13 protein-coding genes and 1 riboswitch are annotated in these 13,266 nt (G+C 40.2%); of the genes, 8 read left to right on the top strand and 5 right to left on the bottom strand.

What is annotated here, in order from left to right; translation table 11 throughout:
• The first annotated feature begins 43 nt into the window (after positions 1-43).
• A complete protein-coding gene (locus tag MTBBW1_RS00955; protein WP_080797848.1) occupies positions 44-421 on the top strand; it encodes a response regulator in 378 nt (125 codons plus the stop codon).
• Positions 422-495: 74 nt separating this feature from the next.
• Positions 496-1,197 (top strand): histidine phosphatase family protein, encoded by a 702-nt coding sequence (locus MTBBW1_RS00950; RefSeq protein ID WP_080797844.1) that lies wholly within the window; start codon positions 496-498, stop codon positions 1,195-1,197.
• A gap of 4 nt (positions 1,198-1,201) precedes the next feature.
• On the opposite strand, the gene MTBBW1_RS00945 is transcribed toward MTBBW1_RS00950, so the two are convergent.
• From MTBBW1_RS00945 to MTBBW1_RS00925, 5 genes are all read right to left on the bottom strand, one after another.
• On the bottom strand, positions 1,202-1,621 hold the full coding sequence (locus MTBBW1_RS00945; RefSeq protein WP_080797842.1) for a DUF2335 domain-containing protein: 420 nt from the start codon (positions 1,619-1,621) through the stop codon (positions 1,202-1,204).
• Positions 1,584-1,802 (bottom strand): hypothetical protein, encoded by a 219-nt coding sequence (locus tag MTBBW1_RS00940; protein ID WP_080797840.1) that lies wholly within the window; start codon positions 1,800-1,802, stop codon positions 1,584-1,586. The genes MTBBW1_RS00945 and MTBBW1_RS00940 overlap by 38 nt, the downstream gene beginning before the upstream one ends.
• Before the next feature lie 143 nt (positions 1,803-1,945).
• On the bottom strand, positions 1,946-4,624 hold the full coding sequence (locus MTBBW1_RS00935) for an ABC transporter permease (RefSeq protein ID WP_080797837.1): 2,679 nt from the start codon (positions 4,622-4,624) through the stop codon (positions 1,946-1,948).
• Between the two features lie 2 nt (positions 4,625-4,626).
• On the bottom strand, positions 4,627-5,316 hold the full coding sequence (locus MTBBW1_RS00930; RefSeq protein WP_080797836.1) for an ABC transporter ATP-binding protein: 690 nt from the start codon (positions 5,314-5,316) through the stop codon (positions 4,627-4,629).
• Positions 5,313-5,990, bottom strand: a complete 678-nt coding sequence (locus MTBBW1_RS00925) for an arylesterase (protein WP_080799643.1) — start codon at positions 5,988-5,990, stop codon at positions 5,313-5,315. The genes MTBBW1_RS00930 and MTBBW1_RS00925 overlap by 4 nt, the downstream gene beginning before the upstream one ends.
• 327 nt (positions 5,991-6,317) lie before the next feature.
• Here MTBBW1_RS00925 and MTBBW1_RS00920 point away from each other — a divergent pair, with 327 nt between their 5' ends.
• The 6 genes from MTBBW1_RS00920 (at position 6,318) to MTBBW1_RS00895 (ending at position 13,211) form a co-directional block, all read left to right on the top strand.
• Positions 6,318-7,271, top strand: a complete 954-nt coding sequence (locus MTBBW1_RS00920) for an alpha/beta hydrolase (RefSeq protein ID WP_080799640.1) — start codon at positions 6,318-6,320, stop codon at positions 7,269-7,271.
• Positions 7,261-9,969: a response regulator gene (locus MTBBW1_RS00915; protein ID WP_186441014.1), complete on the top strand. Its 2,709-nt coding sequence runs from the start codon at positions 7,261-7,263 to the stop codon at positions 9,967-9,969. The genes MTBBW1_RS00920 and MTBBW1_RS00915 overlap by 11 nt, the downstream gene beginning before the upstream one ends.
• A gap of 209 nt (positions 9,970-10,178) precedes the next feature.
• Positions 10,179-10,754, top strand: a complete 576-nt coding sequence (locus tag MTBBW1_RS00910; protein ID WP_080797831.1) for an AAA family ATPase — start codon at positions 10,179-10,181, stop codon at positions 10,752-10,754.
• Positions 10,755-10,879: 125 nt separating this feature from the next.
• A riboswitch (cobalamin riboswitch) is annotated at positions 10,880-11,071 on the top strand.
• A 148-nt stretch (positions 11,072-11,219) separates the two neighbouring features.
• Positions 11,220-12,035: a DUF2162 family putative transporter gene (locus MTBBW1_RS00905; protein ID WP_080797829.1), complete on the top strand. Its 816-nt coding sequence runs from the start codon at positions 11,220-11,222 to the stop codon at positions 12,033-12,035.
• A complete protein-coding gene (locus MTBBW1_RS27420; protein WP_087881703.1) occupies positions 12,032-12,781 on the top strand; it encodes a MotA/TolQ/ExbB proton channel family protein in 750 nt (249 codons plus the stop codon). Before MTBBW1_RS00905 ends, MTBBW1_RS27420 begins: the two co-directional genes overlap by 4 nt.
• A 79-nt stretch (positions 12,782-12,860) precedes the next feature.
• Positions 12,861-13,211 (top strand): DUF2149 domain-containing protein, encoded by a 351-nt coding sequence (locus MTBBW1_RS00895; protein WP_080797827.1) that lies wholly within the window; start codon positions 12,861-12,863, stop codon positions 13,209-13,211.
• Positions 13,212-13,266 lie beyond the last annotated feature (55 nt).

Below are 13,266 nucleotides of genomic sequence, written 5' to 3'. Positions count from 1 at the left end.
ATATTAAAAAATTATATATATAAATTTGGGAGATGCTCAAAATATGAAATTACCAAAAATTATGCTTGTTGATGATGATCCCGATATTACTTTTATGTTAAAAATAAAACTTGAAAAGAGCAAAAAATTCAAAGTAATTTTTACAAACAAAGGCAAAGAAGCTTTAAAAATGGCGAGAAATGAAAAACCAGATTTAATTATATGTGATATTGATATGCCAGATGTTACTGGAGGTGATGTAGCAAGAGAGCTATCTGACTGCAATGATACTCGAAATATTCCTTTTTTATTTCTCTCCTCTCTTTTGTCAAAAAAAGAAGCTGGTGAAAAATGTAAAATAATCGGTGGCTATAAAATGATGTCAAAAAGTGCCTCTGTGAATTCGTTAATTGAACAAATAGAATTAATCCTTAATCAGTAACACGCTTTTTGATACCCCTTAAATCATTTATGAAAAATCTATTTGATGGACAAAAAAAAGGAGCACCATCCACAATGAGACCCCAGGAAAAAATTAGAGACACAGAAACTATTAATACAATAACCGGACTTCTTGAACAGGGCGTTGAAAAAATGAGTGTTATCATGCGCCATTCAGACAGATTATTTCACAAGGACAGCGCAATGGAGCCTTTCATGGGGCTTACTGAAAAAGGCAAAGATGCTGCAATGCAGCTTGGAAGCTCTCTTCCTGCACCACCAAGAAAACCACGCTTTTTTTCAAGTACATTTGGTAGATGTATTGAAACAGCATATCTCATCGACAAAGGATTTACAAAAGCGCATAAAATATTTAATGGTCATAATGTCCAGGCAATGGAGCTTGCCCCTTTTTACATAATCAATCCACCAAAGGCCATTGCAATGGTAAGTGAAACTGGAAATCCGGTTTTTCTCAGGGAGTGGTTTGATAACAAAATCAATGAATCCGTAATGTTGAATCCAGAAGCTGCCGCCAATAGAATTGCAGAGTTCATGACAGACCAGCTTAAAGGACTGCATTCAGGGGAAATCGCCATTAATGTTTCCCATGACTGGAATCTGTTTCCTCTTAAAGAGTTCAAGCTGGGACTACCCCATGAAACATTTGGAATGGTGGGATACCTGGAGAGTGTGGTTATTTTTGAAAGGGGGGGAAAAGCTCACATGACAAGCTACCAGATGGCAGAAAAAGGTCTGGAAACAGTTTGTCTGTAATTTGTTATTTCTGATTTTCTCTTTCTTTAGCTCGGGTCTTACTGCCATATACAAACACACTTACCAACCCTGTAAGGCCCGCCCCACCAATAAAAGCACCACCAAAATCATGTCCTTGCAGGATACAGTAAGCACCGCTCAGAACGGTTGCTATACCGATGATAAAGCCACATAGCAAACCACATTTGCTGTTGAAAATATCCGATTCAATAACTTTTAGCTCTAATGCCTGTCTATGCGCAGATTGTTTTTCAACCAAACTAAAAATCCGTTCTGCTGATCCTGGAAGAATCCGATCATAGTGTTCAAGAGTTTCCGGTAAAGGTATGGGGCTTGAAATAGAAAAAGGTTGTGAGGATATTTGAAATTTTTGTTGATGATTACTACTATTTTTGTCTTTTTTTGTCTTTGGAGAATTTTTCATAATTATCAATAATTTCCTGTAAATCCAGACCGACAGCACCCCAGTCTGACATAATAGCTTTTCTATCTGCCTCTTCAGGAGTCCCTGAGCAATTATATTGATTTAATGTTCCAGATATATCAAGAACTCTGCTCATACCTGACAAAAAACCAGGTCTTGCAAATAAACTGTAATTAAACATAATCAACCTCCTTTTTGAAAATAGTATTCATAAAGCAATTTTATGTCAACATCAAATTCAAAACCTCCTGATAATTAAAAAGCTTCAGATTTATCCTAAATTCAAAATAGTAACCTTATTGCAAAAAATCAACTGAAGCTCTGTCATGCAGATTTGAGAAGTACCACCGGCTTCTGCATGATTACACTGCGTGATGCAAAATATACTGTAAAAAGAGATATTACGGTAATGGAAAAAATCGAAAAGAGACTGTATTCCCATCTGAAAGACCACAAATTTCCAAAGAAAAGCCATGAAATGCCATAGGAACATCCAAGGCTTAATATAACAGCAAACAAAGATGCTGAAAAACCCATGAAGCCAAATTCAACAAAGGTGATCTTTATAATATCGTTAAAACCTGCCCCCAGAACCTTAAGAAGGTTTATCTCCATAGAACGTGTCCTGGTTTCATACCTTACAATTGAAAAGAGAACCACAAGTCCTGCAACTATTGCAAGCCATGCCATGAAATTTATGGAAAATGTCAGCCTGTCGGTGATGTCAAGAAGCTGCTCCACTGTCTGGTTGACATCCAGCACCGAAATGTTGGGAAATTTTCCTGCCATGGCATTCTGGAGAGGCATTTTTTCAGAAGCTGGCATCTGGGGAACAGAAGCAAGATATGTGCATGGCGCATCATCAAGCACGCCCTTCTGGAAAAGGATGAAAAAATTGGGCTGAAAGCTGTTCCACCTTACCTTGCGAAAGTTAACCACCCTTCCCTCAAGGGGGATTCCCTGGATATCAAAAAGCATTATATCCCCTATTTCAAGGTGAAATCTCTCAGCAAATCCCTCTTCAAGGGAAATCTCCAGAGGTTTGTCATCATGAAAATTCCATGGAGTATCTTCAAGGGGTTTTCCTTTTACAATGGTTTCTGAAACATCCAGCTTTTCCCGCCATGAAAAGTTAAACTCCCGTCGTCGGAATCTACCCTGCCCTGCTCCTTCTTCCCTGGCATTGAGTCTGCTCTTCTCTCTGTTTTGATCCTCTGTGATATTTTTTTTATTTTTACTGCCAAACCTATCATAAAAGCCAACTCCATTAACCTTGTTTATACGGCCTCTTACCATGGGAGAAGCATTATCAAGGGCAACGCCCCTTGCCTTCAGAAAAATTTCAAGTTCATTGAGCTGCTCCGGCTGTATATCAATCAGAAAAAACCCGGGGATTTTCATCCCTTCAGGACGGCTTATTTCATCCTGGATACCGTTTTTTATCTGTGGAATAACATTTATGAGAAATGCTCCCATGGCAATGGTGACAAAACAGGATATAAACGAAAATTTATGTCTATAAAGATTTCTGAACGCAATTTTAAGGATTGGATTTCCGGTGTTTGAGAAAAATCGAATCCCGGAAAGCAAAAAAGTGCCTGTCAATCCGGTTATGAGCATTACACCTGCAAAGCTTAACAAAAAAAATGTTCCCCTCTCAAAGGATCTTGTCTGCCCCACAGCAAGGATCCAAAAGGTTATTGAAACCGGCAAAAAAGCTGAAATTTTAAGAAGATTGTTTTTTGTAATAATCTTATTAACATGCATGCCGGCAGATCTGTCAGAACCCTGTAGAAGTATCAAAGGCTTGAGAAAATGAATTCTCACAAAAAGAGGCAGACAGAAAATCACGCTGCCAAGTGTTCCGAGAAAAGATGCAAGAATAAGGCTTTCAGGGTTGGCAGCTATTTCAAAATTTACAGGAATAAGCCCCTTTAGAACTTTTGGGAAAAAAGGTAATAGAACAAATGAGAATGCAACAGATAAAACTGTGGAGAAAAAGCCAAGAATCATAACCTGCAAGGTCATTAAAAAATATGTATCAATTCTCCTTGCTCCAAGTGTCTTGAGAATAGCCATTTCCTTAAGTCTTGCATTCAGATATCCACGAAAAAGGTAAGATGTGCCAATACCTGCAAGAAAAAGTGCCACAATGGCTACAAGTCCCATATATCCTGTAAAATATCCAAAAAGACGGCCAAGGTTTCGGTTTACATCTTCACTGTTGTAAACATTTACAAGGGGTTCTCCATCAAAAAGGGCAGCAAGGCTATTTCTGAGTTCAATGGTTTTTGCCATGAGAACTTGATCTGTTGTTGTTTCCGGCAGAATACGATAATATCTTGCATATCTGATGCGGCTTCCAAACCCTGTCAAACCTGTCTCTTCAATATTGGAGATATCAATATATATGGATGGTGCAAGTTCAACCGGTGTTACAGAATTTCCAGGGGACGAGATAACAATATCCTCAATCATAAAATCCATGTTGCCAATGCGTACAGTGTCTCCTGTTTTTACATTCAATGTTACAGCAAGATCACGACTTATCCACGCAAAAGGTAATGAAGGTTTTTTTTGAGGCAGTGAATTATCTTTAATGGGCAGTGAATTATCTTCAAGGTTCTGTCCATTCTTTTCCATGACAAGTTTGCCGTAAAGGGGAAATTTATTGTCAATTGCAATGACCATTGCAAGTCTGGAGAGATTATTTCCTGAAATCATGGAAAAAAATGTGACCTGATGAGATTCCTGCCTCTCATTTCCAAGAACCTTATCAATGGTATTTAGTTCCTTTTGATTTAAAGGACGAGGTGAATATACAGCAATATCTGCTGTCAAGATCTCTTTGAGATTGTTTTTCAAGTGATTTTGTATGGAAAAATTAAATGAATTAAGGGCAATAAACCCCACAAGACCAATGGAAAAGTTAAGAATAAAAAAAAGGGAAAATTTGCGATTTCCTGAAAGCTCCCGTAATGCAAGTTTTATCCATAGCTTCATAGTTAATTCCCCATGGAGGCTGCTTGCAGTCGGCCATGTTCAAATTTTAAATTCCGCCTGCATCGGGCTGCAAGTTCAATATTATGTGTAACCACAATCATGGTCATGCCTGATGAATCAACAAGATCAAAAAGCAGATCCGCCACCTGCTCTCCTGTATTTGTGTCAAGGTTTCCTGTTGGTTCGTCAGCCAGAAGCAGGGATGGCTCAACCACAAGAGCTCTTGCAATTGCAACCCTTTGCGACTCACCACCACTCAACTGGGACGGCAGGTGATCTTTTCTTTTATCAAGTCCAACCTGCCTAAGCACCCTGTTTGCACGTCTCTCAATATCTTCACTTTTATATTTCAGGATCTCAAGGGGGAGCATGATATTTTCCTTTGCTGTTAAATGGGGCATCAAGTGAAATTGCTGAAATATTATGCCTATCCATTCTGCCCTGAAACGTGCAAGGCGATCTTCATCCATTTTGCCAAGCTTTTCACCCCTTATCATAACTGAACCTGAATCAGGGGTATCAAGTCCTGCCAGAAGAGCCATCAGAGTTGTCTTGCCACTGCCGGAATGACCTGTAATTGCTACAGTTTCACCCTGGCAAACATCAAAGGAGGTGTCAAAAATCACAGTCAGGGGATTATCAGATGTCTGTGGATATGATTTAACAAGGTTTTTTACCTGTAGGATTTTCATTTATTCTTTACCATTTCATTAATATAGGGAAAAACATTGGAAGCTATAATCTTGTGCCCTTCTGCATTTGGATGTATTCCGTCAGCCTGGTTGTACTTTTGCTCTCCTGCCACATCCTTTAGCAAAAATGGCATAAAAAAAATATTGTGCTTTTCAGAAAGCAACTTAAATACATTTCTGAAATTACTTGTATATTCAGGGCCATAATTGGGAGGAATTTCCATACCGGCAAGGATTACTTTCATGCCGGATTCGAGTGCTGCAACAATGGCTTTTTCAAGATTTTTCTCCATGGCTTCAAGGGAGAGACCGCGCAAACCATCATTTGCACCAAGTGCAAGAAAAAGAATATCAGGTTTTACACGGGAGTACCATTTTAATCTGGATATAGCACTTGCAGTTGTAGAGCCGCTTATGCCGGCATTGACAAGAGTCAGATCTTCATAGCCCTTTTCCCCAAGCATCTTTTCAAGAAGAGCTGGATAAGCTTCATCCTGTTCCACACCCAATCCCGCTGTTAGGGAATCTCCGAGAAAAAGGATTGTTATTTCAGCTCCTGCACACTTTTGGGGTAACAGCAAGGTGAGTATAAAAATGAAGCATACTGTAAAAAAAGAGATACCTGTCAAAAAAATCAATATTGAAGAGGTTAATAAATTTAATTTTTCTGCCATATTTTTCACCATTTTTATTGCTCCCAATGACATTAATCATAAGATTTAATTATTAACACTTAGGTGTTGTAAAGTCAATGTTGCAAATATTAACATAATGTACTATAAGAGTTATAAATGTTCCCGTTTTTCTGGAACAGCTATTCAAAAAGTGTAAAGAATTTTGGAGACTCTATTGCTTCTTCAAGTTTAAACTATCGGGTGACTTTTAGGGCTTTTCAAAGGTTAAAGGCATTTTCTACCCGACAATCAAACCTTGAAAGAACACTATGGAATATGCCAAGAAAAAATGGGAAATCCTATAATATTGAATTTGCGAGGTTAAAAATGCCATATTTATCACCTGAAATTGAAAAATGGCTGCTGGGGCACAATAAACTTATTGCAAAACTTGCACAAAAAGGTTTCAGACCAACCCCAGAAAACAGTCGGGAAGGTCTTGCTGTTATGACAAAAATGCTTGTCACTGAATCTCCCCATGTCAAGCTTGTTATGGATGAAATTATAGTTGGTGATAACTTCAATATCCCTGTCAGAATTTATCATCCAAAACCCGAAAGTCCCCTGCCGGTATTGATATATCTTCATGGCGGGGGACATATGGCAGGCAGCATAACCGTGTATGACCCAATATGCAGAAAAATGGCTGTTTCCACAAGCCATACAGTTATATCTGTAGATTACAGGCTTGCTCCTGAAAATCCCTACCCTGCCGGCACTGAAGATGCCATGACTGTTTTAAAAAACATATGGCTTACCCTGGGCAACAGAAATATAAGGCACATCCGTCGTCTCTCCATAGCCGGAGACAGCGGTGGAGGTGCCATGTGTGCAACAGTTGCCCATATGACCCAAAATGACCCGGATATAAAAATTTCAAGGCAGATACTCATCTATCCCGGTCTTGACTATACCCTGCAACATGAATCAATTAACGAAAACGGCAAGGGTTTTCTCCTTGAGAAAAACAAAATCGAGTGGTATTTTGATAACTATTTCCAGAATAGTGAGAATCGTAAAAATTGCTCTCCCATTAATATGTTATTTACAGACAGATTTCCGGAAACACTTATGATGACAGCTCAATTCTGTCCGTTACGTGATGAAGCTTTTGCTTATGTTGATAAAATGAAAAGTGCCGGTGTAAAACATAAACACCTCCATTTTGATGACATGATCCATGCGTTTCTCAATATGGAAAGCCTTGCAAAAAAACAGTGTGCTGTACTATATGATACAGCATCAGCTTTTCTTAACAACGGGACAAATAATGAAATATAGATATGAAAAATCAATTTTAAAAAAAATTATATCACTCTATATATTTTTATACACAGCTATTCTGCTTGCCTTTTTCAGTTCACATGCCATAACAGCAGTGGCCGAAGAATCAGATAAGATATCTTTGGAATTAGTCGAAATTCAGGAAAAAATAGTACCAGAATCTGACGAAATAAATAAAAATAACAATTCGCAATCATTTGGGAAATCTGAAAAGAGTACTTCACAATCAGACGAAAAATATGAAAAAAACACTTCCCCATCAGTGGAGAAACATAATAAAAGAGATTCAAATATCATAACCTTTACCCTTGAAGACCTTGACCTTTCACCTTCGGAAAATGAGTGGCTTCATAATAACAAAACCATTACTGTAAGCGGGCCGCGATCGTTTCCACCTTTTTATTTTTTAAGTAACAAAAATGAACTCTCAGGAATTTCCGTGGACTTTCTGCACGCAATCATGAAGCCGCTTGGAATAAAGTTAATAATACGCAAGAATATTCCCTGGCAGGAAGTACTTGAAGAGACAAAAGCAGGCAACATTGATCTTGTGGCCTGCATTGCCAAAACCAGAGAACGTGAATCATTTCTCCGCTTTTCCAAACCTTTTCTCTCTTTTCCACTTGTTATTATAACACGAGTTGATGCTCCTTTTACTGGCGGTATTTTCGATCTTGCCGGCAAAAAAGTGACAACCATAAAAAAGACCATTACATCTGAATGGCTGCGCCGTGACGGAATTGATATTATTCCCCACTATGCGGCATCTCCACTTGACGGTCTTAAGGCTGTCTCATTTGGAGAAGCTCATGCTCAGATTGAAAATCTTGCTGCCGCCACCTACCTTATTGCAGAAAACGGCTTAACAAACCTCAAGGTGGCAGCTCCCACACCTTACGAAAACTATAACCTTCATATTGCTGTCCGAAAAGATCTTGAGGAACTTGGTGCAATTATTGATAAAGCAATCAATGTCATGCCCGATGTTCAGCAAACAGAAATCAGAAACAAATGGCTCTCTGTAAGGTATGAATATGGAATAAGCACAACTGACATCATAAAATGGGTTTTAATGACAGTGATCTTTTCTGGTAGCATCCTAACAGTTGTTTTAATATGGAACAAAAAACTTCAAAAAGAGATAAAGGAACGTAAAGAATCTGATGCAGCACTAAGAGAAAGTGGGCTGAGACTGCGAACGCTTATAAACTCAATGACAGATATCGTATGTTTCAAGGATGGCGATGGCAGATGGCTTGAAGTCAATGATGTTTACCTAAAACTGTTTGATCTTGAAAGTGCTGACTTCCGTGGCAGAAAAAATTCAGAGATTGCAATGGATTATCCTGTATTAAAGGATACTTTTCGTGTTTGTGAAAAAACCGATGCAGCTGCCTGGCAGGCAGGTGGAATATCACGTGGAAATGAAGTTATCCAGCTTCCTGGTGATAACACAAAAATATTTGATGTAGTAAAAACCGTAACCTTTGACAATAAAGGTAATAGAAAATCACTTGTACTGGTAGGACGGGATATTACCGAAAAAACAAAAATGGAACAGCAGCTTCAACATTCACAAAGATTTGAAGCCATAGGTACCCTTGCAGGTGGTATTGCCCATGATTTTAATAATCTTCTGATGGCAATAAAGGGTCGATCATCCCTGATACTTATGGAACTTGAAGCATATTCACCACACTGGAAACATCTTAAGGCAATTGAAGAGTATATACGTAACGCAACAGATCTGACCCGACAGCTTATTGGTCTTGCACAGGGTGGTAAATATGAAATAAAGCCAATTTATCTCAACAATCTTGTTCAGGAGAGTTCCTCCATGTTTGGCAGAACAAAAAAAGAGATCTCAATAAAGACAGGGTTTTGCTCTCCTTCTCCTGTGGTTGAAGTTGACGTAAACCAGCTCAAACAGGTTCTGCTTAACATATATATCAATGCCTGGCAGGCTATGCCCAATGGCGGAGATCTTATTATTGAAACCAGGATTATAACGCTTGACACTCTATTCTGCACTCCTTACAAAATTTTACCTGGAAAATATGCCACACTCTCCATCTCAGATACCGGTACAGGAATGAACAAAAGCATTTGTGAAAGAATATTTGACCCTTTTTTCACAACAAAGGAAAAGGGGCGTGGCACAGGCCTTGGACTGGCCTCTGCATATGGCATCATCAGGAATCACTCGGGGATCATAACTGTTTACAGTGAAGAGGGTAAAGGTTCAACCTTTAATATCTATCTTCCGCTATCCAATATGGAAGCAGTTAATGAGCACAATGAAGAGACAAGAGTTATCAAAGGCTGCGAAACAATCCTTATGATAGACGACGAGGAGATGATCCTTGAAGTTGGAGAAGCTCTTCTTGAAAAGCTTGGATACAAAGTTATTATCGCAGAAGGTGGGGAAGATGCTATTGATATTTTAAAAAGCAAAGGTGATGTTATTGATCTTATCATTCTGGATCTTATAATGCCCGGAATGGATGGCAGAGAGACATTTGAGAACATAAGTAAAATCAGACCTGAAATTCCTGTGATGCTTTCAAGTGGTTACTCTGTCCAGGGGCAGGCTTCCGATCTCATGGAAAAAGGGTGCAAAGATTTTATCCAGAAACCTTTTGATATCAGTGAACTCTCCGGCAAAATCAGGAAACTTCTGGATAACCTACCTTGAATAAACACTCAGAGGCATGGGCCTGTTATTAACAGACCGGTCGGAAAATGCCCGATGGCTATAGACTCAATCCCAACACCTTGCTCTGATATAACGTACATGGCTGATCACCGCCACAATCGAAGAGATGAAAGTCGTTTTAAAAACAGGCTGTTACCGAGACTTTCATATAAAAAACAGGTGATACACAGGAGTTCTAAGGAGTTTCCATGAAAAATTTACCGCTTGGTGTCAATACACTTGCAAATATAAAAAACCAAAACATGGTTTATGTGGATAAAACCCCCATGGCCTGGGACCTTGTAAAACATGCGGGACGTTTTTTCCTCTCCAGGCCCAGAAGGTTTGGTAAAAGCCTGTTTGTGGATACGCTCAAGGAAATTTTCCAAGGCAACAAAGAACTGTTCAAGGGGCTTTATATTTACGATAAATGGGATTGGAGCCAAACATTTCCTGTCATTCTTATTGATTTTGCAGGTGCTGTTCTCCAGAGCCGTAGTGAACTCGAAAATCGTATTCGTAAACTGATCAAAGTCAATGAAGAGCTATTGAATGTGGCGCCTTCCCATGACAATGACATTCCCGGGCTCTTTGAAGACCTCATAATGAACTGCTCCAAAAAATATAATCAAAAGGTTGTGGTTCTGGTGGATGAATATGACAAACCCATCCTTGACAATATTGATAATAGTGACATTGCCGCAGAGGTGCGGGATGGCCTGAAAAACCTTTACTCCGTGCTCAAAGGACAAGACAGAAATTCTCAATTTTATGACTACATATAGTTCCCTATCAAACTCAAGTGGTGTATATGTGGTATGGTAAACGAGAACTTACAACTCAAGAACACAATATAAGTGTGGTCAAAATTTAATTTCAATTGACAATCATAATGCAAATACGCTAATAACCCAATTCATATTGTTCAGGTGCCTTAAAAAGCCTAACAGGGAATCCCGTGAAATTCGGGAACGAGCCCGTCGCTGTAACCGGGGACGAAAAGAGCATATACGTCACTGATCCATTGCTTTTGGGATTGGGAAGACGCTCTTGAGTAGGATGATCCGGAAGTCAGAAGACCTGCCTGAACAAGAGCCTATTATCTCGAGGACGGAGAGAGGCTCATGATCTGTTGGATAAAAACGGGAATCCCGGATCGACATTATGTGTCGGTTCGGGATTTTTTTTTGCCAAAAACGAAAAAAATCCTGAAAAGGCCCCCATGAATTCCATAAGATCAAGGAGAACGCATGATTTGTAAAAGTTTAATTCTCGGCATCCTGTTCAGTATCGGCATTTTTGCCATCAAAAGCGGACTTGGCCTCCATTATTACCTCTCTAAAACCCCATCGGGAAAACGCAGGGCCATGGTGTTGGCTCTCTTTTTCCTTGCCTACCTCTCTCTTTTTATCCTCTCTCAACAGCTATTGGCAAGGATTGATCTGGTGCGACATATGAATACAATTCAGACGTTCATTCAATCCGGCATGCTGATTCATCTTGTCATGGCGGGTTTGCTGACTCTGTGGGGTTTGCATCTGCTTCGCCATTCTCAACATAATTTTCAAGGAGAGCCAACACCCAACCTTCAAAGTGATTCAGACAACAATTTTCAAGGTGAGTATACCAACAAACGCCACACCCGGGCCTGGTTGATGCTGGTTATCCCCTGCCCGGTTTGTGTCACGGTGATTTTTATCTCCCTGGGATTTATGACGGCATGTTTTCCCGACACGCCCATGCTAACGATGCTGCTACTCTTTTTCTGCTTCCTGCTGATAAATGGATTAACCCTTTTCATCATGGGGGCAGGAAAGTGGAACCGAAACAGCTCTCCTGAAGCCCTTCTCGGGAGTGCCATGCTGTTGATTTCAGCCTATTTCCTCCTCTCCGTGACCATCATGCCTCAGTTTGCCGATGCTGATAAGGTGTACCGTCTCTCCCTGTCAACGTCTGAAATCCCCTTTCAGCAAATTCAGCACCTGTTTTTGTTTATTGCCTGCGTGGGCATGACATTCATCAGCGGATTCACATACACCTATTTACATATTTGGAGAAAACCATGACCGACATTGGTGCCTTACTCAAAACCTTTATTTATCTCATTTCATCCTCTCTACTCTATCCAGTGCTTTTTCTGCTGGTGGTATTGATCCTCTTCATCATTGCCTGTTCAGGTACTTTCTTTGCTGAATGGCTGGAGCGGTTTCGTTTAAAAAAATCCCAATGTCCTCCCCAAAGGTTACCGGCTGTCCTTAAAAATGAGAATCCTGAAGGGATGGTTTCCCATCGGGTTGTCCGATATGTCAACGCTCTCAGAGTGCTGATGTCTCAAAAATATGTTACAAACACAAATGCGAGAAATTCAATAGATTCGACAAAATCGATAAATTCGATACAATCATTGAATTCAACTCCCGGTAACGAATCACCGATGGGTGCCCGGGGAAAAGGAGCATTCGATATGGAGGTGGCCGTTGAAAACATGCTTCAAGCCACCACCCTGGAGCTGTGGAAATCCATCGATCGCCTGAGGATTCTGGTTCGAGTGGCCCCATCCCTTGGTTTGATCGGTACACTCATCCCAATGGGTACTGGTCTTGCCGCCCTGGGACAGGGGGATATGACACGTCTCACTTCCGACCTGGTTATCGCCTTTACCACCACCGTCACCGGACTTGCCATCGGTACTTCAGCCTTTTTTTTCTATACCCTCAGAAGAAGATGGATTGAAGAAGATATCAAAAACATGGAATTGGCCACAGAACTACTGCTTTCCCCCATGGAAACAGATAACAGGAGCGGCCAATGAATCCCGCAATATCTGTAGCGGCTCCAATAGTAGAAACAAACCCACTATCCGAACCCAATAAGGAGATGCCGTGAAATATATGAGCAGACGTAGAATCCGAAAATCCCGCAAAGGATTCGGGGATCAGGCATTCAGGGATGATGATCCCATGAGTGGGGTGGCCAATCTCTTTGATATCGGTCTTGTCTTCATTGTGGGCCTGATCATGATGATTTTCAGCGTCTATCATCTTCAGGATCTGTTTAATGAGAACGCTTCATTTACGATGGTAAAGCAGAATGAAGCGACACAGGAGATGGAGATCATCACCAAACAGGGAAAGACGGTGAAGGCCATAAAGGTAAGCAAAGAGAGTGTCAAGGGCAAGGGACACCGTCTCGGTATTGCCTATGAACTTCAGGATGGAAGTATGGTGTATGTGCCGGAATAGTACCTTTAGGAACCGGTTTTAAATCACGTACCCATTTCCATTTACCTCCCCCCAA

This window comes from Desulfamplus magnetovallimortis (assembly GCF_900170035.1).
GTDB lineage: Bacteria > Desulfobacterota > Desulfobacteria > Desulfobacterales > Desulfobacteraceae > Desulfamplus > Desulfamplus magnetovallimortis.
This window is presented reverse-complemented; position numbering and strand designations above follow the sequence as displayed.

Bases quoted from the DNA above. Each gene is read 5' to 3' on its own strand.
- MTBBW1_RS00955 (WP_080797848.1), top strand. From the start codon at position 44: ATGAAATTACCAAAAATTATGCTTGTTGATGATGATCCCGATATTACT.
- MTBBW1_RS00950 (WP_080797844.1), top strand. From the start codon at position 496: ATGAGACCCCAGGAAAAAATTAGAGACACAGAAACTATTAATACAATA.
- MTBBW1_RS00945 (WP_080797842.1), bottom strand. From the start codon at position 1,621: ATGAAAAATTCTCCAAAGACAAAAAAAGACAAAAATAGTAGTAATCAT.
- MTBBW1_RS00940 (WP_080797840.1), bottom strand. From the start codon at position 1,802: ATGTTTAATTACAGTTTATTTGCAAGACCTGGTTTTTTGTCAGGTATG.
- MTBBW1_RS00935 (WP_080797837.1), bottom strand. From the start codon at position 4,624: ATGAAGCTATGGATAAAACTTGCATTACGGGAGCTTTCAGGAAATCGC.
- MTBBW1_RS00930 (WP_080797836.1), bottom strand. From the start codon at position 5,316: ATGAAAATCCTACAGGTAAAAAACCTTGTTAAATCATATCCACAGACA.
- MTBBW1_RS00925 (WP_080799643.1), bottom strand. From the start codon at position 5,990: ATGGCAGAAAAATTAAATTTATTAACCTCTTCAATATTGATTTTTTTG.
- MTBBW1_RS00920 (WP_080799640.1), top strand. From the start codon at position 6,318: ATGCCATATTTATCACCTGAAATTGAAAAATGGCTGCTGGGGCACAAT.
- MTBBW1_RS00915 (WP_186441014.1), top strand. From the start codon at position 7,261: ATGAAATATAGATATGAAAAATCAATTTTAAAAAAAATTATATCACTC.
- MTBBW1_RS00910 (WP_080797831.1), top strand. From the start codon at position 10,179: ATGAAAAATTTACCGCTTGGTGTCAATACACTTGCAAATATAAAAAAC.
- MTBBW1_RS00905 (WP_080797829.1), top strand. From the start codon at position 11,220: ATGATTTGTAAAAGTTTAATTCTCGGCATCCTGTTCAGTATCGGCATT.
- MTBBW1_RS27420 (WP_087881703.1), top strand. From the start codon at position 12,032: ATGACCGACATTGGTGCCTTACTCAAAACCTTTATTTATCTCATTTCA.
- MTBBW1_RS00895 (WP_080797827.1), top strand. From the start codon at position 12,861: ATGAGCAGACGTAGAATCCGAAAATCCCGCAAAGGATTCGGGGATCAG.